This is a genomic window from Burkholderia sp. Bp9143 (genome assembly GCF_003853645.1).
In the GTDB taxonomy this organism is placed as follows: domain Bacteria; phylum Pseudomonadota; class Gammaproteobacteria; order Burkholderiales; family Burkholderiaceae; genus Burkholderia.
The window spans coordinates 153,112-179,585 of the sequence record NZ_QTPO01000008.1; the positions used below are offsets into that span (position 1 = coordinate 153,112).

General features: G+C 68.4%; 23 protein-coding genes. 8 read left to right on the forward strand and 15 right to left on the reverse strand.

What is annotated here, in order from left to right; all coding sequences use genetic code 11:
• The first annotated feature begins 59 nt into the window (after positions 1–59).
• The gene (locus DIE23_RS08310) at positions 60–347 is read left to right on the forward strand and encodes an H-NS family nucleoid-associated regulatory protein (RefSeq protein ID WP_124611676.1); all 288 of its coding nucleotides are present in this window, start codon (positions 60–62) and stop codon (positions 345–347) included.
• A 54-nt stretch (positions 348–401) separates the two neighbouring features.
• Here DIE23_RS08310 and ppk2 read toward each other — a convergent pair whose 3' ends face one another.
• A complete protein-coding gene (gene ppk2, locus DIE23_RS08315) occupies positions 402–1,352 on the reverse strand; it encodes a polyphosphate kinase 2 (protein ID WP_124611677.1) in 951 nt (316 codons plus the stop codon).
• 172 nt (positions 1,353–1,524) lie between these two features.
• On the opposite strand from ppk2, the gene DIE23_RS08320 reads away from it, so the two are divergent.
• Entirely contained in the window at positions 1,525–1,716 is a 192-nt protein-coding gene (locus tag DIE23_RS08320) for a hypothetical protein (protein WP_124611678.1), read from the forward strand.
• Here the strand turns inward: DIE23_RS08320 and ggt are convergent.
• Positions 1,710–3,431, reverse strand: a complete 1,722-nt coding sequence (gene ggt, locus DIE23_RS08325; RefSeq protein ID WP_124611679.1) for a gamma-glutamyltransferase — start codon at positions 3,429–3,431, stop codon at positions 1,710–1,712. The two genes, DIE23_RS08320 and ggt, sit on opposite strands and share 7 nt — an antisense overlap.
• 402 nt (positions 3,432–3,833) lie before the next feature.
• Between ggt and DIE23_RS08330 the strand changes: the two genes are divergently transcribed.
• From DIE23_RS08330 to DIE23_RS08340, 3 genes are all read left to right on the forward strand, one after another.
• A complete protein-coding gene (locus tag DIE23_RS08330) occupies positions 3,834–4,358 on the forward strand; it encodes a metal-dependent hydrolase (RefSeq protein ID WP_124611680.1) in 525 nt (174 codons plus the stop codon).
• A 290-nt stretch (positions 4,359–4,648) separates the two neighbouring features.
• The gene (locus tag DIE23_RS08335; RefSeq protein WP_124611681.1) at positions 4,649–9,151 is read left to right on the forward strand and encodes a DEAD/DEAH box helicase; all 4,503 of its coding nucleotides are present in this window, start codon (positions 4,649–4,651) and stop codon (positions 9,149–9,151) included.
• 131 nt (positions 9,152–9,282) lie between these two features.
• Positions 9,283–10,557 carry an APC family permease gene (locus DIE23_RS08340; protein ID WP_124611682.1) on the forward strand — a complete coding sequence of 425 codons (1,275 nt, stop codon included), beginning with the start codon at positions 9,283–9,285 and terminating at the stop codon, positions 10,555–10,557.
• 93 nt (positions 10,558–10,650) lie between these two features.
• Here the strand turns inward: DIE23_RS08340 and DIE23_RS08345 are convergent, their stop codons facing one another.
• From DIE23_RS08345 to DIE23_RS08360, 4 genes are all read right to left on the reverse strand, one after another.
• Positions 10,651–10,947 (reverse strand): XRE family transcriptional regulator, encoded by a 297-nt coding sequence (locus DIE23_RS08345; RefSeq protein WP_124611683.1) that lies wholly within the window; start codon positions 10,945–10,947, stop codon positions 10,651–10,653.
• Between the two features lie 69 nt (positions 10,948–11,016).
• Positions 11,017–11,376: a type II toxin-antitoxin system RelE/ParE family toxin gene (locus DIE23_RS08350; protein ID WP_124611684.1), complete on the reverse strand. Its 360-nt coding sequence runs from the start codon at positions 11,374–11,376 to the stop codon at positions 11,017–11,019.
• Between the two features lie 134 nt (positions 11,377–11,510).
• Positions 11,511–12,497, reverse strand: coding sequence for a pca operon transcription factor PcaQ (gene pcaQ / locus DIE23_RS08355; RefSeq protein WP_124611685.1), 987 nt, complete (start codon positions 12,495–12,497; stop codon positions 11,511–11,513).
• A gap of 77 nt (positions 12,498–12,574) precedes the next feature.
• Positions 12,575–13,312: a helix-turn-helix domain-containing protein gene (locus tag DIE23_RS08360; protein WP_124611686.1), complete on the reverse strand. Its 738-nt coding sequence runs from the start codon at positions 13,310–13,312 to the stop codon at positions 12,575–12,577.
• Positions 13,313–13,432: 120 nt separating this feature from the next.
• Here DIE23_RS08360 and DIE23_RS08365 point away from each other — a divergent pair, with 120 nt between their 5' ends.
• The 3 genes from DIE23_RS08365 to pcaG all read left to right on the forward strand — a co-directional run bounded on the left by DIE23_RS08365 (position 13,433) and on the right by pcaG (position 15,597).
• A complete protein-coding gene (locus DIE23_RS08365; protein WP_124611687.1) occupies positions 13,433–13,996 on the forward strand; it encodes a hypothetical protein in 564 nt (187 codons plus the stop codon).
• Positions 13,997–14,292: 296 nt separating this feature from the next.
• Positions 14,293–15,000 carry a protocatechuate 3,4-dioxygenase subunit beta gene (pcaH, locus tag DIE23_RS08370; RefSeq protein ID WP_124611688.1) on the forward strand — a complete coding sequence of 236 codons (708 nt, stop codon included), beginning with the start codon at positions 14,293–14,295 and terminating at the stop codon, positions 14,998–15,000.
• Positions 15,001–15,003: 3 nt separating this feature from the next.
• Positions 15,004–15,597 (forward strand): protocatechuate 3,4-dioxygenase subunit alpha, encoded by a 594-nt coding sequence (gene pcaG / locus DIE23_RS08375; protein ID WP_124611689.1) that lies wholly within the window; start codon positions 15,004–15,006, stop codon positions 15,595–15,597.
• Between the two features lie 463 nt (positions 15,598–16,060).
• Here the strand turns inward: pcaG and DIE23_RS08380 are convergent, their stop codons facing one another.
• The 9 genes from DIE23_RS08380 to DIE23_RS08420 all read right to left on the reverse strand — a co-directional run bounded on the left by DIE23_RS08380 (position 16,061) and on the right by DIE23_RS08420 (position 26,429).
• Entirely contained in the window at positions 16,061–16,840 is a 780-nt protein-coding gene (locus DIE23_RS08380; RefSeq protein ID WP_124611690.1) for a helix-turn-helix domain-containing protein, read from the reverse strand.
• A gap of 209 nt (positions 16,841–17,049) precedes the next feature.
• Positions 17,050–17,877, reverse strand: a complete 828-nt coding sequence (locus tag DIE23_RS08385) for a M55 family metallopeptidase (RefSeq protein ID WP_124611691.1) — start codon at positions 17,875–17,877, stop codon at positions 17,050–17,052.
• Positions 17,874–18,956 (reverse strand): P1 family peptidase, encoded by a 1,083-nt coding sequence (locus DIE23_RS08390; protein ID WP_124611692.1) that lies wholly within the window; start codon positions 18,954–18,956, stop codon positions 17,874–17,876. The genes DIE23_RS08385 and DIE23_RS08390 overlap by 4 nt, the downstream gene beginning before the upstream one ends.
• Positions 18,956–19,849, reverse strand: coding sequence for a glutathione ABC transporter permease GsiD (gene gsiD / locus DIE23_RS08395; protein WP_124611693.1), 894 nt, complete (start codon positions 19,847–19,849; stop codon positions 18,956–18,958). The genes DIE23_RS08390 and gsiD overlap by 1 nt, the downstream gene beginning before the upstream one ends.
• Positions 19,850–19,862: 13 nt before the next feature.
• Positions 19,863–20,783, reverse strand: coding sequence for a glutathione ABC transporter permease GsiC (gsiC, locus tag DIE23_RS08400; protein WP_057928296.1), 921 nt, complete (start codon positions 20,781–20,783; stop codon positions 19,863–19,865).
• A 67-nt stretch (positions 20,784–20,850) separates the two neighbouring features.
• On the reverse strand, positions 20,851–22,413 hold the full coding sequence (gene gsiB / locus DIE23_RS08405; protein ID WP_124611694.1) for a glutathione ABC transporter substrate-binding protein GsiB: 1,563 nt from the start codon (positions 22,411–22,413) through the stop codon (positions 20,851–20,853).
• 129 nt (positions 22,414–22,542) lie between these two features.
• Entirely contained in the window at positions 22,543–24,465 is a 1,923-nt protein-coding gene (locus DIE23_RS08410) for a dipeptide ABC transporter ATP-binding protein (RefSeq protein WP_124611695.1), read from the reverse strand.
• Positions 24,466–24,492: 27 nt separating this feature from the next.
• On the reverse strand, positions 24,493–25,482 hold the full coding sequence (locus DIE23_RS08415; RefSeq protein WP_124611696.1) for an isoaspartyl peptidase/L-asparaginase family protein: 990 nt from the start codon (positions 25,480–25,482) through the stop codon (positions 24,493–24,495).
• Complete coding sequence (locus tag DIE23_RS08420; protein ID WP_124611697.1) at positions 25,479–26,429, reverse strand: MurR/RpiR family transcriptional regulator; 951 nt, start codon at positions 26,427–26,429, stop codon at positions 25,479–25,481. Before DIE23_RS08420 ends, DIE23_RS08415 begins: the two co-directional genes overlap by 4 nt.
• Positions 26,430–26,474: the final 45 nt, after the last annotated feature.

Here is a 26,474-nt window from a genome sequence, read left to right on the forward strand (position 1 = left end):
ACACGCAGCACATCGCGCGTCGCCAGCCATCAGAATTCAGCTACGGGGATATCGGACGCATGCAACTGCAAAAACTGCAAGCCCAGCTCGCGGTACTCGATCGACGGATCCGGGCGGCGCGTCGCCGCGAGCGCCAGGCAGCACTGGCGCAGGTGCGCCAACTCGTGACGAACTATGCGCTGACCGCGCGGGAAATCTTCGGGCAGGGTTACAGCGACCGCACGAAGCTGTTCACGATCGGTGCGAAATATCGCGATCCGGCGACGGGCGCAACCTGGAGCGGACGCGGTCGCACCCCCGCCTGGATCGCCGGCCGCGACCGCGCCGCATTCCTGATCCGGGAGTAACGCGCGCCGCGTTGCACGGCGCGCCCTTCGGCCGGTCCGTTCGGCCCGAACCGCTCAATACACGTCGGGCACGATCATGTCGTCCGGTACCGGACGGCGAATGTAATCCTCGTGATGCTCGCGCTGCGGCAGATCGATCGTCGGACGCGGCACCTCGTGATACGGCACCTGCTGGAGCAGGTGGTGAATGCAGTTCAGGCGCGCGCGCTTCTTGTCGACCGCCTGCACGACCCACCATGGCGCCTCGGGGATATGCGTGCGCAGCAGCATCTCTTCCTTGGCGGCCGTATAGGCCTCCCAGCGGCGGCGGCTCTCGAGGTCCATCGGGCTCAGCTTCCACTGCTTCAGCGGATCCTCGATCCGGCTCTGGAAGCGCAGTTCCTGCTCATGGTCGGTGATCGAGAACCAGTACTTGACGATCTGGACCCCGCTGCGCGCGAGCATTTTCTCGAATTCGGGCACCGAGCGGAAAAACTCCTCGTATTCGTCGTCGGTACAGAAGTTCATCACGCGCTCGACGCCTGCGCGGTTGTACCAGCTGCGATCGAACAGCACGATCTCGCCGCCGGCCGGCAGATGCGCGACATAGCGCTGGAAATACCATTGCGTGCGCTCGCGGTTGCTCGGCGCCGGCAGCGCCGCCACGCGACACACGCGCGGATTCAGACGCTGCGTGATGCGCTTGATCGCGCCGCCCTTGCCTGCCGCGTCGCGCCCCTCGAAAATCACGACGAGCCGGTGCCCTGTGTTCACGACCCAGTCCTGCAGCTTCACGAGCTCGCCCTGCAGTCGGAACAGCTCGCGGAAATACTGCTTACGGGCTTCGCGGCGCTCCGGCGAGAACAGCAGATCCTCGTCGCTGTCGAAGCGGCGGTCGTCGAGCTCCATTTCGAGTTCTTCGTCGTACGCGTCGACGAGGTCTTCCTCGAAACGTCGCTGGCGCGACTCGAGCGATGCTGTATCGGTGAAGTTGTCGGTCTCGGTGCGGGTATCGTTATCGCCCATGGGGCCTCCTTCCTGCAATTGACGCAGCCAAACGCCTCCATTATCCCAGCGTCGCGCGTCAAATTGATGAAAAAGGGGCCGATCCGCCCCTCAGAGGCGGAATCCTGGCAGCACGCTCGCCAGCACCGGGTTCGCGGAACTGTCGATGGATGGTGTTGGACGCCAGCAAAGCGTGCCCGGCACAGTCGACGAGCAGTCGCTGATCGCGCTGGACCGCTTCATCGAGCGCAACGCGGCGAACGACCGGCGCCGAGCGGCGGACGACACGCGCCGCCCCATGAAAAATGCCGGGCCCGCGCCCGGCATCGCGCTCCGCCGGTGCGACCGCCGCGACGGTCGCGCATCCGGCCTGCCCCGTCACTGAATGATCCGCGTGACACCTCGCCCGCGCGGATCGGCCATCGCCTCCGGCGTCCTGCCATCGATCTTGATCACCTGGATGTCGCCGCTGAAGTCCTGCCCCGTCAGCGTGTAGCCGCGTGACTCGAGCTGCTTCGCGAGTTCGCCTTCGATCGGGTGGTACGGCTCCCAGAAGATCGTGTTCGGCGGCAGCAGCTGATGGTGGAAACGCATCGCGCCGACGGCCTCCTTCAACGGCATCCTGAAGTCGTAGATGTTGTTGATCACCTGGAAGATCGACGTGAAGATTCGCGAGCCGCCCGGCGTGCCGATCACGAGCGACACCTTGCCGTCCTTCGTCATGATCGTCGGCGACATCGACGACAGCGGACGCTTCTTCGGCTCGATCGCGTTCGCATCGCTGCCGACCACGCCGAACATGTTCGCGACGCCCGGCTTCGCGGAAAAGTCGTCCATCTCGTCGTTCAGCACGATCCCGGTGCCGTCGGCGATCACGCCCGAGCCGAAATAGCCGTTGATCGTGTACGTGTTCGACACCGCGTTGCCCCACTTGTCGACGACCGAGAAGTGCGTCGTTTCGGCCTTCTCCGGCATCGACGTGCCGAGGCCCGGCTGTACGCTCTTCGTGTCGGCGATCTGCGTCGGGCTCACTTCGGCCGCGCGCTTCGCGATATACGCGTCATTGGTCAGCTGCGCGACCGGCACCTTGTAGAAATCGGGATCGCCGAGATACTGCGCGCGATCGGCAAACACGCGCTTCTCGATTTCCGCGACCAGGTGGATGTATTGCGGCGAGTTGAGCTTCACGCCCTCGAAGTCCTGCTTGAGGTCCGCCTTCATCTTCAGCAGCTGCACGAGGCCGATGCCGCCCGAACTCGGCGGCGGCGCGGTGATCACGTCATAGCCGTTCCACTTCGCCTGCACCGGCTGGCGCCACACCGCGCGATATTGCGCGAGATCCTCGGTCGTGATCAGCCCGTTGCCGTCGCCGGTCTTCATCGACGCGGCGATCAGCTGGGCCGTCTTGCCCTTGTAGAAGCCGTTCGCGCCGTCGTTCGCGATGCGCGTGAGCACGTCGGCGAGATCGGGCTGCTTGAAGTTCGCACCGGCCTTCATCGTGGAAAAATATTTGTCGAAGTTGGTCTTGCCGCCGAACTCCTTCGACGCGTCGACGCCGCGCTGCGCAAGCTGTTCGTCGACGACGAAGCCGTCGCGCGCGTAGTGGATCGCCGGCGCGAGCACCTGCTTCCACTTCAGCTTGCCGAAGCGCTTCTGCGCTTCCCACATGCCCGCGACCGTGCCGGGCACGCCGGCCGCGCGCGGACCGTACAGGGACATGCCCTTGATCACGTTGCCGTCCTTGTCGAGATACATGTCCTTCGTCGCGGCGAGCGGCGCGCGCTCACGGTAGTCGATGAAGTACGGCTTGCCGTCCTTGTAGATCGTCATGAAGCCGCCGCCGCCGATGTTGCCGGCCTCCGGGTACGTGACGGCAAGCGTGAACGCGATCGCGACGGCCGCGTCGATCGCGTTGCCGCCCTCCTTGAAGATTCGCTCCGCGGCGTCCGCGCTGTACTTGTCGGCCACCGCGACCGCCGAGCTCGTCAGGACCGCCGGCTGCGGCCCCTTCGCATAGGCCGGCGCGTTCGGCAGGAAGCCGATGCCGGCCACCGTTGCGAGCACCGCAGCGGATGATTTGAAACGATTCAGCGTAGTCATTGCATGTCCCCCAATGTGGATCTACGGCGGGCTGGAAATAGCCCCTGATCCGCTTATAACCGCTGGCGCACGGTCGGCCATATACCGGTTTCGTAGGAAAGGGGAGATGCGAGCAAGAAACTCGCCGCGTGTTACGAACCGCCGCGAACCGTGTGCGGTCGGTCACACGGCGGAGCACAGGCGAACAAGCGGATCGGTCGAAATTGCATGCGGCGGGGTCGAAGCGCAACGCGCAATCGGAAAATCACGGCACGCGTGGCCTGCGAGGCCACGCTGCATGCAAAAAAATCTGCGATCGAACCGACCGCTGCGCGGGCCGATCTGAGAAGATAGCGCCCCGCTTTCGCGCCCGATCGTTCGCGCTCGTCAGCCGTCGCTCCACGCTTCTTCGTCTCGTTTCCTATGGCATCACACAATGCGCATCACGCGTCCGGTTTCGCGGCCGGCGTCGCCGCCGCCGTCCTCGTCGCACAAACCGGCGCGACCGGCCCCTGGCACACGGGCCTGCTCGCCGCGTTCGCGGCCGGCGTCGCGGGCGGTACCGCGCCCGACTGGCTCGAAGTCGCGTGGTGGACCCGCAAGCGCCGCCTGTGGATCACGCACCGCACCGTCACGCACTGGGGCATCGGCTGGATCGCGCTGCTCGCACTCGGATGGCACGGGCTCACGCATCATCCGCATCCGCTGTGGGCCGCGCCGCTGTTCGGCTTCGCGTGCGGCGGCGTGATGCACCTGCTCGCCGACTGGCCGAATCCGCTCGGCGTGCCGTGGATCTGGCGGCGTCACTCGCTGAACCTGTGGAACAGCGGACATTGCGACCTGATCGTCGTGGCTGCCGCATGGGGCGGAACGCTGTGGCTCGCGCAGTCGCTGTGGACGCGCGCACCGTTTCTCGAACACTGGCTCGGCTGGCTGCATCGCGTGTAGTCGCGTGTAGTCGCGTGGAGTCGCGGATCGCGCCGTGCATCCGCCCCGCGCACATCGAACGCTGCTTTCCCCTCCCGCCGAACCGGCACCCGGGCCCGAACGGGCGCCGTTCCGCGCGACGTCTGTTGAAATACCGGCACCGCGCCTCATCTGAATCTGCGACGCGCTCCTCGCCCGCGGTGCCCGGCACGCATACGCGACGTCTGGCACACTGACGATTCGCGCGCGGCCGCCCGTGTGACGATTCGCGCGCGGCCGCCCGTGCGCTCGCACCCCATTTCAACGCTCCGATGGACGTCACCGCCACCCGCCCTGCCCACGCGCTCGACGTGTTCCACCCGGCCGTCGCCGCGTGGTTCCGCCGCACGTTTGCCGCGCCGACCGGTGCGCAGGCGCTCGCGTGGCCGCACATCAAGGCCGGCCGGTCGACGCTCGTCGCCGCGCCGACGGGCTCCGGCAAGACACTCACCGCGTTCCTGTGCGCGCTCGACGACCTCGTGCGCGATGCACTCGCGCACGACGGCGCGCTGCCCGACGCGACGCTCGTCGTCTACGTGTCGCCGCTGAAGGCGCTGTCGAACGACATCCACGTAAACCTCGACGCACCGCTCGCCGGCATCGCCGAATCGCTCGCGCAACTCGGGCTGCCGGTGCCGGCGATCCGCACCGCCGTGCGCACCGGCGACACCACGCAGGCGGAACGCGCGGCGCTGCGCAAGCGCGCGCCGCACATCCTCGTGACGACGCCCGAGTCGCTGTACGTGCTGCTGTCGTCCACTTCGGGGCGGCAGATGCTGTCGAACGTGCGTTCGGTGATCGTCGACGAGATCCACGCACTTGCGTCGTCCAAGCGCGGCAGCCACCTCGCGCTGTCGCTCGAACGCCTCGACGCGCTGGCGGGACGCGCGTTGCCGCGCATCGGGTTGTCGGCCACGCAGAAACCGATCGACGCGGTCGCGCGCTTCCTCGTCGGCGGCCCGGCCGATGCGCCGCGCGACTGCACGATCGTCGACACCGGCCACACGCGCGAACGCGACCTCGCGCTCGAACTGCCGAACGTGCCGCTCGAACCGGTGATGGCCACCGACGTGTGGGAACAGGTGTACGACCGGATCGCCGCGCTCGCGGCCGCGCATCGCACGACGCTCGTGTTCGTGAACACGCGGCGCACCGCGGAACGCATGGCGCGCCATCTCGCCGACCGTCTCGGCAAGAACGCGATCGCCGCACACCACGGCAGTCTCGCGAAGGAACATCGGTTCGACGCCGAACAACGCCTCAAGCGCGGCGAGCTGAAGCTGCTCGTCGCGACCGCGTCGCTCGAGCTCGGCATCGACATCGGCGACGTCGATCTCGTGTGCCAGGTCGGTTCGCCGCGCGGCATCGCGCCGTTCCTGCAGCGCGTCGGCCGCTCGGGGCACCATGTCGGCGGCGTGCCGAAGGGCCGCCTGTTCCCGCTGTCGCGCGACGAGCTGGTCGAATGCGCGGCGCTGCTCGATTGCGTGCAACGCGGCGAGCTCGATGCATTGCGGATTCCCGAGGCACCGCTCGACGTGCTCGCGCAGCAGATCGTCGCCGAAGTCGCCTGCGCGGAATGGCGGGAAGACACGCTGTACGCGAGCTTCACGCGCGCGGCACCGTACGCACGCCTGTCGCGCGAACGCTTCGACGACGTGATGAAGATGCTCGCCGAAGGCTTCACGAGCCGCCGCGGCGTGCGCGGCGCGTATCTGCATCGCGACGTGGTCGGCGGCACGGTGCGCGGGCGCCGCAACGCGATGATGACCGCGACGACGTCGGGCGGCACGATTCCCGATATGGCCGACTACGCGGTGCTGCTCGAACCGCAGGGCATCCAGGTCGGCACCGTCAACGAGGATTTCGCGATCGAGAGCCTCGCGGGCGACGTGTTCCAGCTCGGCAACCAGTCGTACCGGATCATTCGCGTGGAAACGGGCCGCGTGCGTGTCGAGGACGCGCAAGGCCAGTCGCCGAGCATCCCGTTCTGGCTCGGCGAGGCGCCCGGGCGCAGCGACGAGCTGTCGGCCGCGGTCGGCCGGCTGCGCGCGCGGCTCGACGGGCTGTTCGCCGAAGACGATCGGCACACGGCGGCCGGTGAACGCAAGCGCGCGAGCAGCGACGCGGCCGGCAAGACCGGCACGCGCGGCAAGGCCAGGCAAGCAGCGGAAGCCTGTGCCGTCGCCGATCCGCGCAACGATGCCGACGGCACCGCGATCGGCCCGGCCGAAAGCCGCCTCGCGCCGGCGCTGCGCTGGCTCGTCGACGATCTCCACCTGTCGCCCGACGCAGCCCGCCAGATCGCCGACTACCTCGCACGCACGCGTGCGGCGCTCGGCGCACTGCCAACGCAGGACACGCTCGTGATGGAGCGCTTCTTCGACGAATCGGGCGGCACACAGCTCGTGATCCATTCGCCGTTCGGCAGCCGCATCAACCGCGCGTGGGGACTCGCGCTGCGCAAGCGCTTCTGCCGCAGTTTCAACTTCGAGCTGCAGGCCGCCGCGACCGACGACGCGATCATTCTTTCGCTGTCGCTCGCGCACAGCTTCGCGCTCGACGAAGTGTGGCGCTACCTGCGCTCGGCGAGCGCCGAGCACGTGCTGGTCCAGGCGTTGCTCGACGCGCCGATGTTCGGCGTGCGCTGGCGCTGGAACGCGACGACCGCGCTCGCGCTGCCGCGCTTCACCGGCGGCCGGCGCACCGCGCCGCAGTTGCAGCGGATGAAGAGCGAGGACCTGCTCGCGACCGTGTTTCCCGACCAGGTCGCGTGCCTCGAGAACATCGTCGGCGAACGCGAGATCCCGCACCATCCGCTCGTCGACCAGACGCTCGACGATTGCCTGCACGACGCGATGGATACCGACGGCTGGCTCGCGCTGCTGCGCCGGATCGAAAGCGGCGCGATCGAACTGATCGCGCGTGACCTGCCCGCGCCGTCGCCGCTCGCGGCCGAAATCCTGAACGCGAAACCCTACGCGTTTCTCGACGACGCGCCGCTCGAGGAGCGCCGCACGCAGGCCGTGCAGTCGCGCCGCTGGAGCGATCCCGAATCGGCCGACGATCTCGGCGCACTCGACGCCGACGCAATCGATGCGGTGCGCGACGAAGCGTGGCCGCTCGTGCGCGATGCCGACGAAATGCACGACGCCCTGCTCACGCTGGCCTGCGTCGCCGACAGCGAAGCACATGCGCACGAAGGCTGGCCCGAGCGGCTCGCGGAACTGGCCGAACGCCGCCGCGCGACGAAATTCGTCACGCCCGGCGGCGCCGCGCTGTGGGTGCCGGTCGAACGGCTGGTCTGCATGCGCGCGCTGCATCCCGACGCGCGCGTCATACCCGCGCTGAAGGTACCCGCCCCCTGCGCGCAGCCATGGGAAGCCGATGCCGCGCTCGTCGACGTGATCCGCGCGCGGCTCACCGGATTCGGGCCGCTGACGCTCGACGCCGTCGCGCAGCCGCTCGGCCTGCCGCCTGCGGCGATCGCGACCGCGCTCGCGGCACTGGAGCGCGAAGGCTACGTGATGCACGGCCGCTTCACGCCGGGCGCGACGACCGACGAATGGTGCGAGCGCCACCTGCTCGCGCGCATTCATCGCTATACGGTCAAGCGGCTGCGCCGCGAGATCGAACCGGTCGAGCGCGCCGATTTCATGCGCTTCCTGTTCCACTGGCAGCACCTGACACCCGACACGCGCGGCGCCGGCCGCGACGCGCTCGCGGCCGTCGTCGAGCAACTCGAAGGCTACGAAGCCGCGGCGAGCGCGTGGGAAGACGCACTGCTGCCCGCGCGCCTGACCGACTACACGGCCGGCGGCCTCGACGAGCTGTGCCGCTCGGGCAAGCTCGTGTGGACCCGCATCGGCACACCGGCCCGCGCGGCCGGCACCCCCGTGAAAACGACGCCGGTCGTGCTGCTGCCGCGCCGCCACATCAGCGCATGGCAGGCGCTGCGCGACCCGGACGCGCAACCGGCGCTGTCCGCGCGCGCGGCGCAGGTGCGTGATGTGCTCGCCGCACACGGCGCGATGTTCTTCGACGCGCTGCTCGACGAACTGCACATGCTGCCTGTCGAACTCGAGCAGGCGCTCGGCGAACTCGTGTCGGCCGGCCTCGTGAATGCTGACAGCTTCGCCGGGCTGCGCGCGCTCCTGAAGCCTGCGGTCAAACGGAGCGCGACGTATGCGCCGCGCACGAGGCGCGGCGGCGCACTGATCGGCGGGATGGACGACGCCGGCCGCTGGGCGCTCGTGCAACGCGCTTCGGCACCGGACGATGCGCCGGCACCCGCACCGAAGCGCGGTGCGCCCGCGACCGATCCCGATGCGCTCGAACACATCGCCTGGACGCTGCTGCGCCGCTATGGCGTGGTGTTCTGGCGGCTGCTCGAACGCGAAGCCGACTGGCTGCCGAGCTGGCGCGAACTCGTGCGCGTGCTGCAACGTCTCGAAGCGCGTGGCGAAATTCGCGGCGGACGCTTCGTCGCGGGGCTCGCGGGCGAGCAGTTCGCGCTGCCGGAAGCGATCCCGGTCCTGCGCGAACTGCGTCGCCAACCGGGCGACGGCCAGTACGTGTGCGTGACGGGCGCGGATCCGCTGAACCTGGCCGGCACGCTGTTGCCCGGCGACAAGGTACCCGCGCTGGCCGGCAATCGCGTGCTGTTCCGCGACGGCGTGCCGGTCGCGTCGCTGGTGTCGGGCACGTTCCACTACGCGCCCGAGTTGCCGCCCGCCGCTCGCGAGGATGCACGGCTGCGCCTCGCACGCCGCTACTGACATCGGCTGACATGCGACACGTCGCGGACTACTGAACGCCGCGCCGCATCGCCGCGCCCGTTCGGGTAGCATCGAGCGATTCCCTGCGCGACCGACCGCGCCCAGGACAAGCCTTCCGGAGACTGCCGTTCATGTCCTCGCATGCCGATTCGCCCGCCGTTCATCACGCGGGTTCGCTGACGATTTTCCAGGGCGCCGCGCTGTATATCGGCGCGGTGCTCGGCACCGGCGTCATCGCGTTGCCCGCGCTCGCCGCCGAGGTCGCGGGCCCCGCGTCGCTGCTTGCGTGGGCCGCGCTCGTCGTGCTGTCCGGGCCGCTTGCGGCCACCTTCGCCGCACTCGGCGCGCGCTATCCGGACGCGGGCGGCGTATCGACCTACGCGCGACGCGCATTCGGGCCGAAGGCCGCGGCAATCGTCGGCTGGTGTTTCTATTTCGCGGTGCCGGCCGGTGCGCCGGCCGCCGCGATGTTCGGCGGCGCATACGTCGCGGCCGTCACGGGCGGCGGGCATGCCACGGTCATCGTCACGGCTGCCGCACTGATCACGACGGTGTCGGCCGCGAATGCGTTCGGCGTCACGGTGTCGGGCCGCATGCAGCTCGTTCTGTCGGCGCTGCTCGTCACGCTGCTGCTGGCCGCCGTGCTCGCGTCCGCGCCGCATGCGAGCACGGCCAACCTGCATCCGTTCGCGCCGCACGGCTGGCTCGCGGTCGGCCAGGCGGCCGCACTGCTCGTGTGGAGCTTCGCGGGCTGGGAAGCCATCACGCACCTCGCGGCCGAATTCCGCCGGCCCGCGCACGACATGCCGCGCTCGGCAGGCATCGCGGTCGTGGTCGTCGGCTTTCTGTATCTGTCGGTCGCGGCCGCAAGCGTGATGGTGCTCGGGCCGTCGGCCGGCGCGTCGGGTGCGCCGCTTGCGGAACTGATCGCGGGCGGCATCGGCGGTCATGCACAGGTGCTGGCAGCCGCGGCCGCGCTGCTGCTCACGCTCGGCACGATGAATGCGTATTTCGCGGGCGCGGCCAAGCTCGGCGCGGCACTCGGGCGCGACGGCGCACTGCCCGCGTGGCTCGCGCAAGGCAGCCAGGTCGGCGGCGTGCCGCGCCGCAGTCTCGGCGTGATCGCGGTGCTGGCGGCCGTCGCGCTGGCCGCGACGACGCTCTCGGACGTCGGGCCGAAGCCACTCGTGCTCGTCACGTCCGGGTGCTTCGTGATGGTGTACGGACTTGGCGCCGCGGCCGCGCTGAAACTGCTGCCGCGTGGCGGCATCGCGTATCGCTGCGCGTGGATTTCGCTGGTCGCCGTCGCCGGGCTGTTCCTGACGACCGGATGGTATTTCCTGTGCCCGCTGCTGCTCGCGGGCGGTGCGCTGCTTTATCTGCGGATGGCCGGGCAACGCACGTGATCGCGTGCCGGCGCCCGTGTGCGGACGCGCATGCGTCCGCTCGCAGCAATGCGCAGGCCCACCGCGAACCGGCCGCGCACCATTTCGTCCGCGTCAGGCCGGCACCAGCGCGAAGCTGAGCCGCTTGCCGAGTGCGGTGGCCGCGCTCGCGAGCGTCGCGAGCGTGAGGCTCGTATCGGTTTCGTCGAGCAGCCGGTTGAGCGCGGCGCGGCTGGTCTTCATCCGCGCGGCCATCGCGGTTTTCGTGATGTGCTGCGCCTTCATTTCCTGTCCGATCTGCCACGCGATCACGCGCTTGATCGCGGTGGCGGTGGCCGCTTCGAGCTGGCCGTCATCTTCGAGGAAGGTGTCGAAGTCGCTGCCGATATGCGGGTTGTTCGTGGTCGTCATGGGTACTCCAGTGCATGGCGTGGCCGGCCGGCACGGCGGCGATCGCATGTGCCGGCGCAACCGGGGAATTCAGATGGCGCACGTCAGCGCTTTCAGCCGCGCGACGGTCACGTCGAGATCGTCGGACGGCGTGGCCTGCGATTGCTTGAAGAACGCGTGCAGCAGCACCATCGTGTCGCCGACGACCGTGAACAGCACACGCGCGCTTCGCCGCGGCAACATCACGCGGATTTCCCACAGATCCCTCGACATCTTCCGGACCAGCGGCATGCCGAGCGGCCAGCCGAGTTGAACGGTCTTGATCTCTTCGCCGATCACCCGGCGCTCGATCTGCCCGAGCGCCTTGAGCCATTCGCGCACCGGCTCGTTGCCACGCGCGGTGCGGAAGAACCGCACGCCGAGCGTGATCTGAATCTGCTGTCTCGCCATCGTCGTGTCATCGAGCGTATCAAAAACGGTACGATATGCCAAGCACGACGAAACCCGCTACTGACCGAACGGCTAACGCATGACGCGGAAAGAACGGCAGCCGGACGTTACCCGCCCACGCCCTGCCCGGCGTCTCAACGCTCGCGGCGAGCCGGCTTGCGCGCGCCGCGGGGTGCGCGATGGGTGTGCGCGGCGCCGAACCGTGCCTGCGCGATGTCGCGCACGGCGTCGATCAGCGTCCGGGCGACGGGAGACGGTTGCGCATCGGTGCGCAGCACGAGCCCGACCGGCTCGTCGGTGCCCGCGGACGGCAGCGGCAGCCGCGCGAGCGCACCGGCCGACAGGTCGTACTCGGCCGCATAGAGCGGCACGAACCAGACCGCATCGTTCTCGAGCGTGAGCGCGCGCGCGACCGACACCGACAGCACCTCGATGAACGAATCCAGCGGCGGCGCGCCGCATGCACCGAGCAGTTGCTCGGCGGACTGGCGGATCAGCGTGCCGAACGGCGGCAGCACGACCGGGTAGCGCGCGAGTTCGGCGGCCGGCGCGATGCTCGCCAGCAGCGGATGGCCGGCGCGCACAACCGCGACGAGCGGTTCGTTGTACAACTGCTCGAACGCGAGCCCGATCATCCGCTCCGGCTCCGACAACCGCCCGATCGCGCATTCGATCGCCCCCGCCTTCAGGCGCTCCAGCAGTTCGGCATTCGCGGCCGTTGCGATCCGCACCACGATGCGCGGCCAGCGTGCGGTCAGCGCCTTCATCAGCGCCGGCGCGAGCGATGCCGCAACCGTCGGCAGCATGCCGATTTCGAGCGTCGCCGCAGCCGCGCCGCCTTCTCGCGCGAGCAGCCCGACGCCCTGCCGCAGCGCCAGCACGCACGCATTCGCATGCGGGATGAACAGTTGCGCTTCGCGGGTCGGCTGCGCGCCGTGCCGCCCCCGTTCGAACAACTTCACGCCGAGGATCGATTCCAGTTCGGCGATCGTCTTCGACACGGCCGGCTGCGTGATCGACAGGCTTTCGGCCGCCTTCTGCACGCCGCCCAACTGCGCGACCGCGAGAAAACACTGCAGGTGCCGGAATTTGACGCGGCCGTCGGCGATACGGTTATTCATAACGGGTGGTTATGCGAGTGGCGATGAAATACCATTCTGCATAACTTTCCGGAAAGTCCCAAGCATTCGCCACGACGTCACGCATGACGCCGCAGCGCATGGAATCCGGTCGGCTCCCAGATCCGCTTCGCGATCAACAGGGCCGTGCCGCGCTTCTGCCCGAGCGGCGCGGACGACGATTCCGCATGCAGCGCGGCCACCTTGCTGCTCAGCCGCCGAAGCTCCTGCTCGAGCTCCGAGGCGGCCGCCTCGGTCAGCATTCCTTGCGAAAACGTCATCGTCTCGCCCGGGCCGTCGAAGCGGCTGCCGAGAAAGTCGTCGAGCACGTGCGCACGGAAATACCGGCGTATCGGCCCGCCCGGCAGCCAGTCGAAATCGCGTGCGACGCGCACGCGGATCCGGTCGCCCGGCAGCAGTGCGATCACGTTCATCCGGTCGAGCATCAGCAGGTATTTCACGCACTCGGCCTGCGTCAGGCAATAGGCCGACACGATGTCCTGCACAGTCCAGTAGTTGACCGCGCAAACGGCGACGAGCAGCAGCTTCTCGTCCGATACGAGCAGCGCCTCCTGCTGCTCGGTCAGCACGCGCAAGCGCGGCGCGGAGGCCGACGCCTCCTGCACGAGCTCGGCGAGCGTATAGCCGAGCAGCTGCGCGATCTCCGCGACGCGCTCCAGCGTGAAGCGGCCGCTCGCGAACAGCCGCTTCACGCTCGTCTCGGACACGTCGAGCGCACGCGCGACGTCGCGGTAGGTCATTCCCTGCGCCTTCAGCTGGCGCTTCAGCGTTTCGATGAGTTGGGCGGTCTCGGTCATGCCGGTATCGAAAAACGATGCTCAAGGTCGGATATTAGGCTACTCAAGTATCCATACAAGCACTTTTGGGTACTTGTCTGCATAATCCGCTCCGTCCTGTCACTCCCCGACGGAGCCGCGATGAACACCCGAATCGACACGCCTGCCTGCGACCCGCATTACATCGCGCCCCGCGATGCCCGCGACACGGATCGCACGCTGCCGCTCGCCACGGTGCGCACGCTGGCCGCCAGCGCGCACGTCGGGGATCTCGTGTTCATCCGCGTACCGGGCGGCGCGTCCCGCGACGCGGCAGGCGACGCCGGCGCGTGGGCCGCTCGCTTCGGCATCGTCGTCGATACGTCGGGCGACGAGCCGCTGATCGCCGAGCCCGCGTTTGCGCGGACGAAGCTCACGCCGCTGTCGCGCTTCGTCGCCCGCGCCGACGGTGGACGCATCGCGCTGGCTCGCCGCGTCGCGGCACCGACCGCCGACGCGCAGCGCAACGTGCACGCGCTGGCCGAACAGCGGATCGACGCGCTGCTCTGCGGCCGCTTCAACCTGCTGTCGCAGCGCGGGTTTTGCGAGCACTACGCGAGCGACGTGCTCGGCGCCGACCGCGCCGCGACACCGGCCGCGCTGCTGCGCAGCGGCACGCTGTCGCTCGAATTCGACGGGATCGTATTCGATCCCGCCCGGCCCTAACGACGAGGGACGAAGGACCAACGACGGGCACGCTCGGGGAGACCGGATAACAACGACGACATATAAAAAAGCAGCGACGGGCTGGCTGGAGGGCCGTGCACGGCGTCGTCGCCGACGCCGCGAAGCCCGATCGCTTTTTTCCGCCGGACAGGCCGCCTGTCCGGCGGATTTTCATTGGCGCCGTCGAACATAACGAACGGTTATGCGATTCGCGAAAAAAGGTCATTTTGCATAACTTTACGGATTGGCTAAAGTCTTGCCATCCACTTCGCGAAATACCTATCAGGAGACGCCCGATGGATTCCCCCACGATCCTCACACCGCGCGACTGGCCGTCGCATCCCGCGTATGTCCACCCCGAGTACCGTTCGTCGGTGAAGCGCGGCCCGACCCGCCCGATGATCCCGTTGAAGGAAAAGCTGCGCGACCAGTACGCGCCCGTCTACGGCGCCGAGGATCTCGGCGCGCTCGACCACGACCTGACGAAGAACGCCGTGAAGAACGGCGAGCCGCTCGGCGAGCGCATCGTCGTCACCGGCCGCGTGCTCGACGAAGGCGGCAAGCCCGTGCGCAACACGCTCGTCGAGGTATGGCAGGCGAACGCGGCCGGCCGCTACGTGCACAAGGTCGATCAGCATGACGCGCCGCTCGACCCGAACTTCCTCGGCGCAGGCCGCTGCATGACCGACGCCGAAGGCCGCTACCGCTTCCTGACGATCAAGCCCGGCGCATATCCGTGGGGCAACCATCCGAACGCGTGGCGCCCGAACCATATCCACTTCTCGCTGTTCGGCGACTACTTCGGCTCGCGCCTCGTCACGCAGATGTACTTCCCCGGCGATCCGCTGCTCGCGTACGACCCGATCTTCCAGGGCACGCCGGAAGCGGCGCGCGACCGCCTGATCTCGCGTTTCTCGATGGACATCACCGAAGAAGGCTATGCGCTCGGCTACGAATTCGACATCGTGCTGCGCGGCCGCGACGCTACCCCGATGGAGCGCTGAACCATGACGACGCTGAAGCAAACCCCTTCGCAGACGGTCGGCCCGTACTTCGCGTACGGCCTGTGCCCGCAGCAATACGACTACGACCTGAAGAGCCTGTTCACGCCGACGATCGCCACGCCGGACGCCGAAGGCGAGCACGTGCTGCTGGTCGGTCAGGTGTTCGACGGCGACGGCAACGTCGTCAGCGACGCGGTGCTCGAATTCACGCAGGTGGACGGCGCGGGCCGCTATCCCGCATCGCGTGACGACATCGCGAAGTCCGGCTTCACGGGCTTCGCACGCGTCGGCACGGGCACCGATGCGCAGCACCGCTTCGTCGTCCCGACGGTGAAGCCGGGCCGCATCGCCGACGACGAAGCACCGCACATCAACGTGACCGTGATGATGCGCGGGATTCTGACCCACGCGTTCACCCGCGTGTATTTCGACGACGAAGCCGCGGCGAACGCGGCCGATCCGGTGCTGAACCTGGTGCCGGCCGAACGCCGCACGACGCTCGTCGCGAAGCGCGATGCGCAGCCGGGCCGGCCCGTCGTGTATCGCTTCGACATCCGCATGCAGGGGCCGGACGAGACCGTGTTCTTCGACGTGTGACGCGCGAGCCGGCGCTGGCCGGCTGTGTTTGCACCAAACCGCCGCGTGGCGCGATACCAACAGGTATTACGCCACGCGGCGGTTTTCGTTTTCGGGCCCCAACATTCGATGCCGTGCCGCACCACATCCGGTCTGCATCGCCAACGCCCATGGTTGACGGCTTGCGACCCCGTTCTCAAACGCGCGATTGAAACGCATGCTGCGACAGCACATGAATCGTTCGGGCCGCACGATATCGTTTGCGCGTTATGCGGCGTATGCTTTGCTATCTGCCTATCACCGATGGAATTGAATCGTAAAAAGCAACAATTTCACGATTCGATGCGCGAACGCTGCCCCGCTGGCTGGTCGCGCATTTTTTCTGACCGAGTGCCTTTAAGCGCGTCTGACCGAAACCTGGCAGGCGCGTTTTTTTCGTCCGCGCCCGAAGCATGGCGCCGCACGCGCCGCGCGTCCGCTCCGGCTAGCGGCGAACCTCCAGATACCGGCTCGGCGTTTCGCCGAGGATGCGGCGAAACGCCGACGTAAAGGCGCTCGCGCTCGCGTATCCGAGATCGAGCGCGACACGCGTCACCGGCTGCCCGTCGCTCAGGCGGGTAATCGCCGCCAGCATGCAGACCTGCTGACGCCACGCGGCGAAACTCACGCCGGTCTGCGCGCGGAACAGCCGCGTAAACGTGCGCCGGCTCACGCCCGCATCGGTTGCCACCTGGTCGAGATCGGCCGCGATCGACGGCGACGCGAACAGATGCCGACAGATCTTCGCGAGGCGCGCGTCGGCCGGCAGCGGCGCGTGCAGCGACAACCGCGGCATCGTCGCGATTTCGGCGACCAGCAGCGCCATCAGCTTGCCCGCCCGGCCGTCGACGTCGTACATCGCCGGCAGGTCGATCGCATCGTCGATCAGCTGCCGCAAGAGCGGCGACACGCCGTACACGCCGCACTGGGCCGGCAGCCCCGCTGCCCGGGCCGCGTCTTCCGACACGAACGTGTTGAGCATCGTGACCGGCCCGGTCATCGTCATTTCGTGCCGTACGCCGGCCGGCACCCAGCACGCGCGCTGCGGCGGCACCAGCCAGTGGCCGTGCGGCGTCGACACGCTGATCGTGCCGCACGACGCGAACGCGAACTGCCCGCGCCCGTGCGCGCGCTCAGGAAACGTCGTACCCGCCGCGTAGTCGTTGGCGGTCACCACGACGCTACGGGGAATGTGTTCGCAGGGATCCAGCAGCGTATTTCTCAAGGCCCGAATTCCATCATGAATGACCCGATATCGAAGGCGGGTCACCTTCGATCGGTCTACGATCCGCTCCGCGCTTGCGTGACCGGATGGCCGCAAGACCCGACGGCCGAATCGGCCGGATAGCGACTTCATCGGAGCGGACATGCCCAATACGTTTCATCGCGTGGGGGACGGCCGCCATCGCATCGGCGGCATCCGGTCGGCACGCGTCATCGCAGCATGAACGACATGGCCGACAGGCTGTTCAGCGTGCGCACCACGTGCTCGACCGACGGCCCGTCGAAGCGCAGCGTCACCGCGTCGACCCGCTCGAGCGACGGCAGCACGCAGAACAGATCGGCGAGCGCGGCCGTCTGCACGCGCAGCGTGCAAGCGGCCGGCGCGGGCCGATGCACGGTCGCGCGCCAGCCGGACGACAGCGCATGCGCGACCGTTTCGCGTGCGGCGATCGCGATGCGCGCGCAGGACGCGGCCGGCGTGAGCGTGTCGCCGCTCGATGCGCCGCCGGCCGTCTTGACCGTCTCGAAACGCGCGTCCGGAAACAACGGCCGGGTTTCCTCGGCGAACACGTCGTCGCCCGACGCCAGCGCGACGTGCGCGCCGTATTCGCGCGCCAGCGCGCCGTACAGCCCGGCTTCGCCGAGTTCGACGCCGTTCAGCCACACCTGCGTGAACGCGAAGCTGTTGATGGTGTGCGCAAGCACGCCGCGCGTCTGCGATTTCGCGTGAAAGCCGATCATGAACACGAGGTCGGGCTGCTGCTCGAGGCCCGCCATCATCCCCAGCGGGCGCGGCTTGCCGAGCACGACGCGTGCACGGGCATCGAGCCCGTCGGGCAGCAAGTTGCGAAAGCCGCCATGCGAATCGTTGACCCAGACGGCCTGCGCGCCGCCCGCGAACGCGCCTTCGATCGCCGCGTTCGCCTCGGCGGTCATCCAGCGGCGCGCGCGTTCGTATTCCGGATTACCGGCACGCGTCTGCTCGACGGCGAACACGCCGGCGACACCCTCGATGTCGGTCGAGATCAGAATCTTCATGAATGGATCGGACTTCCTTCGTTGCCTTCGTTGAATAACCGATCGAGATCGGGCACCGCGTCGCGCAGCGATTGCCGCACGTGGCCGTCGCGGCCGGCCACGGTCACGGCCTGCAGCAGCGCGTCGGCGATCGCATGCTCGACGCTTTCGGCCGCGGCCATGAACAGCGGATCGAGCGCCGCATCGGCCACGAGGGCCGGCAGCGCGACGGTCGACGCGTCGTGCGCGATCGTGTATGCGGTGGAAAAGGCGAGCGCGATGTCGCCGCTGCCATGCCCGTAGACCGAGCCGGTGCGGGCGAGCCCCGCGCCGGCGCGGCGCGCAAGCCGCGACAGTTGCCTCGCGTCGAGCGGCGCATCGGTCGCGAGCAGCAGGATGATCGAGCCCTGCTCGGGCGCCGCCGCGTGCGCGTCCGCGGCGGCGCGCCGCTGCGCGACGACACGCCCGAGCGGCACGCCGCCGAGCGTCAGCATCGGCAGCCGCCCGAAATTCGCGAGCACGAGCGCGCCGACCGTATATGGCCGGCCGGCCGCGACGGCCACGCGCGATGCGGAGCCGATCCCGCCCTTCAGGTCGAAACACGACATCCCGCGCCCGGCGCCCACCGCGCCACGCGCGAAGTCGCGCGCCGCCGTGCGGCACGCGTCGTCGTAATGCGCGGCCGTCACCGCGAACGCCTGGATGTCGTTCAGATAGCCGTCGTTGCACTCGAACACGAGCGGGTTGACGGTCGACCAGTCACGGCCGATGTGCGGATTCTCCGCGATCGCCGCGCGGATCTGTGCCTGCGCGACCGCGCCGACGCCGAACGTGTTGGTCAGCGCGATCGGCGTATCGAGCGTGCCGAGTTCGTCGACCTGCACGAGCCCGACGCTCTTGCCGAAGCCGTTGATCACGGCCGCGCCGGCCGGCACCTTGCTGCGGTACAGGTCGCCCGGATGCGGCTTCACGACGGTGACGCCCGTCTGCACGTCGCCGGCATCGAGCGTCGCATGGCCGACCGTCACGCCCGGCACGTCGGCGATCGTGCCGCGCGGCCCGGCCGGCAGCGTCGCGGCCCACATCGGGACTGCACGCATCAGCGCCGCTCCAGCTTCGGGTCGAGCGCGTCGCGCAGCCCGTCGCCGAGCAGGTTGAACGCGAGCACGGTCAGGAAGATCGCGAGACTCGGGAAGATCGCGACGTGCGGCGCGGTCACCATGTCCGCGCGCGCCTCGTTGAGCATCGCGCCCCACTCCGGCGTCGGCGGCTGCGCGCCGAGCCCGAGGAACGACAGGCTCGCGGCCGTGATGATCGACGTGCCGATCCGCATCGTGAAGTAGACGACGACCGACGACACGGTGCCCGGCAGGATGTGCCGCATGATGATCGTCCAGTCGGACGCGCCGATGCTGCGCGCGGCTTCCACGTAGGTCATGTGCTTGAGCATCAGCGTGTTGCCGCGCACGAGCCGCGCGAACGCCGGAATGCTGAAGATCGCGACCGCGCAGATCACGTTGATCATCCCGTTGCCGAGGATCGCGACCACGCCGATCGCGAGCAGGATCCCCGGGAACGCGAACAGCACGTCGGCCACGCGCATCGTGATGCGGTCCCACCAGCCTTCGTAGTAGCCGGCGAGCAGCCCGAAGAACGTGCCGATGAGCGCGCCGAGCGCGACCGAGAAGAAGCCGGCCGCGAGCGAGATGCGCGTGCCGGTGACGATCCGGCTGAAGATGTCGCGGCCGAGCGAGTCGACGCCGAACCAGTGCACGGCCGACGGCCCCGAATTCAGCGCCTCGTAGTCGAAATAGTTCTCCGGATCGAACGGCACGATGTGCGGGCCGACGAACGCGAGCACGACGAGCGCCAGCACGAAGCCGCCGGCGACCAGCGCGACGGTCTGCTTGCGGAACTTGCGCCAGAATTCGCGCCACGGCGTGCGGATCGCGCTCGATGCGGCCGACGCCGCGGGCTGGACAGTCGCGTTCATGCGCGCCTCACTCTCACTTGAACCGGATGGTCGGGTTGATGACCGCGTACAGCACGTCGACGGTCAGGTTGATCAGGATGAACTCGAGCGAGAACAGCAGCACGATCGCCTGGATTACCGGGTAATCGCGCATCGTCACCGCATCGACCAGCAGGCGCCCGAGCCCCGGCCAGTTGAACACGGCCTCGACGACGATCGAGCCGCCGAGCAGGAAGCCGAACTGCAGCCCCATCATCGTGACGACCGGGATCATCGCGTTGCGCAGGCAGTGCTTGAGCACGACCATCGGCTCGTGCACGCCCTTGGCGCGCGCGGTGCGCACGTAGTCCTCGTTGAGCACCTCGACGAACGACGCACGCGTGAAGCGCGCCATCACGGCCGCGACCGCGGCGCCGAGCGTCAGCGACGGCAGCACGTAGCTCTTCCACGTGCCGTCCGGCACGACCGGCAGCCAGCCGAGCTTCACCGAGAAGATCTCCATCAGCAGCATGCCGAGCGCGAACGCCGGAAACGAGATGCCCGACACCGCGATCGTCATCCCGAGGCGGTCGGGCCAGCGGTTGCGCCATACCGCCGACGCGATCCCGATCGCCATCCCGAACGCCGTCGCCCAGACCATGCTGACGAGCGTCAGCAGCAGCGTCGGCATGAAGCGCTCGCCGATCTCGGTCGACACCGGCCGCTTGCTGCGCGTCGACGTCCCGAAATCGCCGTGCGCGATCTTCACGAAGAAGTTCGCGAACTGCGCGGGCAGCGGCCGGTCGAGCCCGAGATCGGCGCGCACGAGCGCGACCGTCGCGTCGTCGGCTTCCGGGCCTGCCGCGAGCCGTGCCGGGTCGCCCGGCAGCAGGTGCACGAACAGGAACACCAGCACCGCGACGATCGCGAGCGTGGGCAGCAGGCCGAACAGGCGTTTGACGAGAAAATTCAGCATGGGGCACCGATCGAATCAGCGCGCCGGCAGCTTGCGCCGCCGGCGCCGCACAGCGGGCAAACCGCCGTCATTTCACCGAGATTTCGTCGAAGTTGAACGAACCGTCCGGCATCACGTACATGCCGTGCAGGCGCTTGTTGCGCGCATAAACGATCTTCTCCTGCACCAGGAAGATCCACGGCGCGTCGGCCCACACCTGCTTCTGCGCATCGGCATACAGGGTGGCCTTCTTCGCGCGGTCGGTCGTCTCCAGCGCCTTCGCGAGATCGTCGTCGACGGCACCGTTCTTGTAGTACGCGGTGTTGTAGAGCTTCGGCGGCACCGACGTGGACGCGAGCAGCGGCGACAGCGCCCAGTTCGCCTCGCCCGTCGAGGCCGACCAGCCGCTGTAGTACATCCGTACCGGTGCGGTCGCCGGATCCTGCGCGCTCTCGACCTTCGCGACCCGCTCGCCGGCCTCGAGCGCCTGCACCTGCACCTTCACACCGACCTGCGCGAGCTGCTGCTGGACGAACTGGATCAGCTTCTGCGCCGTCGAATGGTTGTACGCGGACCAGAGCGTCGACTCGAAGCCGTTCGGATAACCGGCCTCCTTCAGCAGCGCGCGCGCCTTCGCCGGATCGTACGGCCAGGGTCCGAGCTTGGTCGCATATTCGACGCCCACCGGAGCAACACCCGTCTGCGGGGTCGCGTAGCCGGCGAACACGACCTTCGCGAGCGCTTCCTTGTTGACCGCGTAGTTCAGCGCTTCACGCACCTTCGGATTGTCGAACGGCTTCTTCTGCGTGTTCAGCGAGATGTAGCGCTGGATGATCGACGGCCGCTCGATCAATTCGACTTTCGGGTTGCTCTTCAGGTCGGCCGCCTGCTCGAACGGAATCGTGAACGCGAAATCCGCCTCGCCGGTCTTGAGCAGCGCTGCGCGCGTGTTGTTGTCGACCACCGGCTTCCAGTCGATCGAATCGACCTTCGGATAGCCCTTCTTCCAGTAGCCGGCAAACTTCTTCACCTTCATGTCGTCGGTCTGCTTCCATTCGACGAACTCGAACGGGCCCGTGCCGACCGGATGCAGCGACACGTCGTGCCCCCACTTCTTCAGCGCGGCGGGCGAAATCATCACCGCCGACGGGTGCGCGAGCGTGTTGATGAAAGCGGAGAACGGCTCGTGCAGCGTGAACCGCACCGTCATCGGATCGACCACCTCGGTCTTCTCGATCACGCGGAACAGCCCGTAACGCTTCAGCTTGTTCGCCGGATCGGTCACGCGGTCGAAGTTCGCCTTCACCGCGGCGGCGTTGAAATCGGTGCCGTCGTGGAACTTCACGCCCGGACGCAGCTTGACCGTGTATGTCTTCGCATCGGGGCTGGCTTCATAGCTCGTCGCGAGCACGTTCACGAGCTTCATGTCCTTGTCGAAGCCGAACAGCCCTTCGTAGAAGGACTTGACGACGGCTTGCGACACCGTGTCGTTCGCGTCGTACGGGTCCATCGTCGTGAACGTCGAGTACACGGCGACCACGACGTTCTGTTGCGCGAACGCGGGCGCCGCGACCGACAGCGCGAGCGCGCCGGCTCCCGCAGCGAGGAACGCGCGCGGACGGAACATCGGGAACGAATGCGGCTTGTTCATTTTGTCTGGCTCCTGTGGATGATTCGGTAACGCGTGGTGGAAATCGCGGCGTGACTGCATCCGCTCGGGAAAATGACGCCGTTGCCTGGCGCGTGCGCAGCTGCGGTCCATATGCGCCTCGCCGTGCAATCAATACGCGCCGCCGACGCGATGCGTCGCGACGTAGTGATCGGGGCCGACCGCGACGAGCGGCGCGACGACCGGCTCGTCGCCGGCCGCGCGGATCGGGCTCGGAATCTCGTCCGCGGCGAGCTGGCGCGGTGCATGCCGGCGCGCGGGGTCGGCCACCGGCACCGCGCTCATCAGCTTCCTCGTGTACGGATGCTGCGGCGCCTCGAACACCGCACGGCGCGGGCCGATCTCGACGATCTGGCCGAGATACATCACCGCGACCCGATGGCTGATGCGCTCGACGACGGCCATGTCGTGCGAGATGAACAGATACGCGACGCCGAGCTCGCGCTGCAGGTCGAGCATCAGGTTCACGATCTGCGCCTGCACGGACACGTCGAGCGCGGACACCGATTCATCGGCGATCACGACCTTCGGATTCAGCGCGAGCGCGCGCGCGATGGCGATCCGCTGGCGCTGGCCGCCCGAGAATTCGTGCGGATAGCGGCGCGCGGACTCAGGCGGCAGGCCGACCTTGTCGAGGAGCCAGTCGACGCGCGCCTGCGCTTCGCGGCCGCTCGCGACGCCGTGCACGAGCAGCGGCTCCATGATCGAGAAGCCGACCGTCAGGCGCGGGTTCAGCGACGCGAACGGATCCTGGAAGATGAACTGGATGTTCCGGCGCAGCGCCTGCAGGTCATGGCCCTTCAGCGCGCTGATGTCGCGGCCGTCGAATTCGATCGAGCCGCTCTGCGATTCGACGAGGCGCAGCAGCGAGCGGCCGGTGGTCGACTTGCCGCAGCCCGATTCGCCGACGAGCGCAAGCGTCTCGCCCGCGCGCAGTTCGAAGCTCACGCGCTCGACCGCGTGCACGTACTGCGACACACGGCCGAACACGCCGCTCTTCACCGGAAAGCGCGTGACGAGATCGCGCACGCGCAGGATCGGCGGTGCGGCCGGATCGACATGCGGCTGCCCGGCGGCGGGGGTCGCGGCCGCATCGCGCGCGTCGTTCGCGGCAGGCGCCGGCGCGGCGGCACTCGCGCCGTCCACCTTCAGCAGCGGGAATTTCTCGGGGATATCGGTGCCGTGCATCGAGCCGAGCCGCGGCACGGCCGCGAGCAGCGCACGCGTGTAGCGATGCGCGGGCGTCGCGAAAATGCGCTCGGACTCGCCCTCCTCGACCTTCTCGCCGCGATACATCACGAGCACGCGATCGGCCACTTCGGCAACCACGCCCATGTCGTGCGTGATGAAGATCACGCCCATGTTCATTTCGTCCTGCAGGCCGCGGATCAGTTGCAGGATCTGCGCCTGGATCGTCACGTCGAGCGCGGTGGTCGGTTCGTCGGCGATCAGGAGCGCGGGCCGGCACGACAGCGCCATCGCGATCATCACACGCTGCCGCATCCCGCCGGACAACTGGTGCGGATAGCGCGCGAACACGCGGCGCGCCTCCGGAATGCGCACGAGATCGAGCAGCCGCAACGCTTCCGCGCGCGCTTCCGTCGGGCTCTTCGACTGGTGCAGCGCGATCGCCTCGCTGATCTGGTCGCCGACCGTAAACACCGGGTTCAGCGACGTCATCGGCTCCTGGAAGATCATCGCGATGTCCGCACCGCGGATCCCGCGCATCGTCGCGGCGCTCGCCTGCGCGAGGTCGACGACAGCACCGCCTCGGCGCCGCAACGCGATCCGGCCGCTCGTGATCTCGCCGCCGCCGTGCTCGACGAGCCGCATCAGCGCGAGCGACGTGACCGACTTGCCGGAGCCCGATTCGCCGACGATCGCAAGCGTCTCGCCGCGATCGACGTGAAACGACACGTTGCGCACCGCGTCGAACGTCGCGTGTTCGCGGCGGAACACGACCGACAGGTCGTCGACGGCGATGACACGCTGTTCCGGCAGCACCAGCGCGGACGGGGTTCGGCTCGAAGTCATGCGAAGGTCTCCTCGTACGATCCGGAATCAGGCCGCATCGTCGCGATAAATGCCGACCACGGGCGTCTCGCCGACGCGCGCGTAGCCGCGATACATCCCTTCCGTGTTGAACGGCATCGCGACGTTGCCGTGCGCGTCGACCGCGACGATCCCGCCGCGCCCTGCCAGGCGCGGCAGCTTGTTCATCACGACGTCGTGCGCGGCGTCGGCGAGCGACGCGCCGCGATAGGCCATCTGCGCGGCCACGTCATGCGCGGTCGCGAGCCGGATGAACATCTCGCCGGTGCCCGTCGCGGATACCGCGCAGGTCGCGTCGTCCGCATAGCAGCCGGCGCCGATGATCGGCGAATCGCCGACGCGTCCGGGCTGCTTGTTCGTGATGCCGCCGGTCGACGTCGCCGCCGCGACATGGCCGTGCATGTCACACGCGACCGCGCCGACCGTGCCGTGCTTGCGGTCGGGATCGAGCGGCTCGGCCGGCTGCCCGGCGCCGAACGAGAAGGTCGCGGCATCGTGATCGAGCATCGTGCCGGCGGCCGCCGCGCGCGCCTTGAGCCACTGCGCACGACGCGCTTCGGTGTCGAAGTAGCCGGGCTCGGCGAGTTCGAGGCCCTGTGCGGCCGCGAACGCGTCGGCGCCCGCGCCCGCGAACAGCACGTGCTCGCTCGCCTCCATCACGCGCCGTGCGGCGAGGACCGGATTGCGCACGCGGGTCGCGCAGCAGATCGCGCCGGCCGCGAGCGTCGTGCCGTCCATCACCGCCGCGTCGAGTTCGTGCTTGCCTTCGGCCGTATAGACGGCGCCGCGCCCGGCGTTGAACAGCGGACAGTCTTCAAGCATCCGCACCGCGACGGTGACGGCATCGAGCGCGCTGCCGCCGTCGGCGAGCACCTGTTGCGCGGCCTGCAGGATCGCGGTGAGTTCGGCGCGGTACTGGCGTTCGGTATCGGTGTCCATCGCATCGCGCAGGATCGTGCCTGCACCGCCATGAATCGCGACGATCGCGGGTGAAGTCATGATTTTTTCGGACCGGAGGAAGAAGGGTTGACGGCCGGCAGCGCCGCTTGCGGCTGGACCAGCCACGGCAACAGGAATTCGGTCATTTCAGCGGCAGACTTCGCGGAGCGGTGCGTGCGCAGCGCGACCGCGTCGATCAGCGCCTCGATCATCGTCAGCACGGCCGCTTCCGACGTGGCCGCGAAACGCCGCTCGGCCTTGACGTACAGATTCAGCGACGCGATCGGTGCAAGCGGCGAAGCGGGCCCGTCGGAGATGCCGAGCACGCGCGCGCCACGCGCCGCCGCGCGGCGGGCCAGCTCGATCGTGTCCTTCACGTAGCGCGGAAACGCGAGCGCGATCACGAGATCGCGCGAGTCGGCCGTGTACAGGCGCCGCGCCGCATGCGACGGGCCGCCGAGCAGCGCGAGCGACTGCACGTTGTCGTGGCACACCGACAAGCCATGTTCCACCAGCCCGGCCAGAAACGCGCTCGAGCCGGCGCCAAGGATCAGCACGCGCCGCGCGCCGACGATCGCCTCGACGGCCGCCTCGACATCGGCCGCATTCAGCTGCGCGCGCGTGTTCTCGATGTTCGCGACGGCCTGGTCGAACACCGCGTCGATCCATGCGGCGCCGCGCACGCCCTGCTCCTGTTCCTGCTCCTGCGCGGACCGCAGCCGCTCGACGGGCCCAAGCGTCGCCTCGAAGCCGCGCACGAGTGCCGCGCGCATCGCCGGATAGCCGTCGAAGCCGAGCGCCTTCGCGAAGCGGTTCGCGGTCGCGATCGATGCGTTCACCGCCTGCGCGAGTTCGTCGATCCGCATCGTCGCCGCGCGGAACGGATTCGCGAGCACGAACTCGCCCATCCGGCGGTGGATCGGCGTCATTCGCGGCATGGCCGACGCGATGCGCTCCGCGATCACGGATTCATCCTGACTGGCATCGTGCGGAACGAGAGGCGTCATGCGAATGGTTTTGCAAGGTGGATGAAAATCAATTTACACAATCCG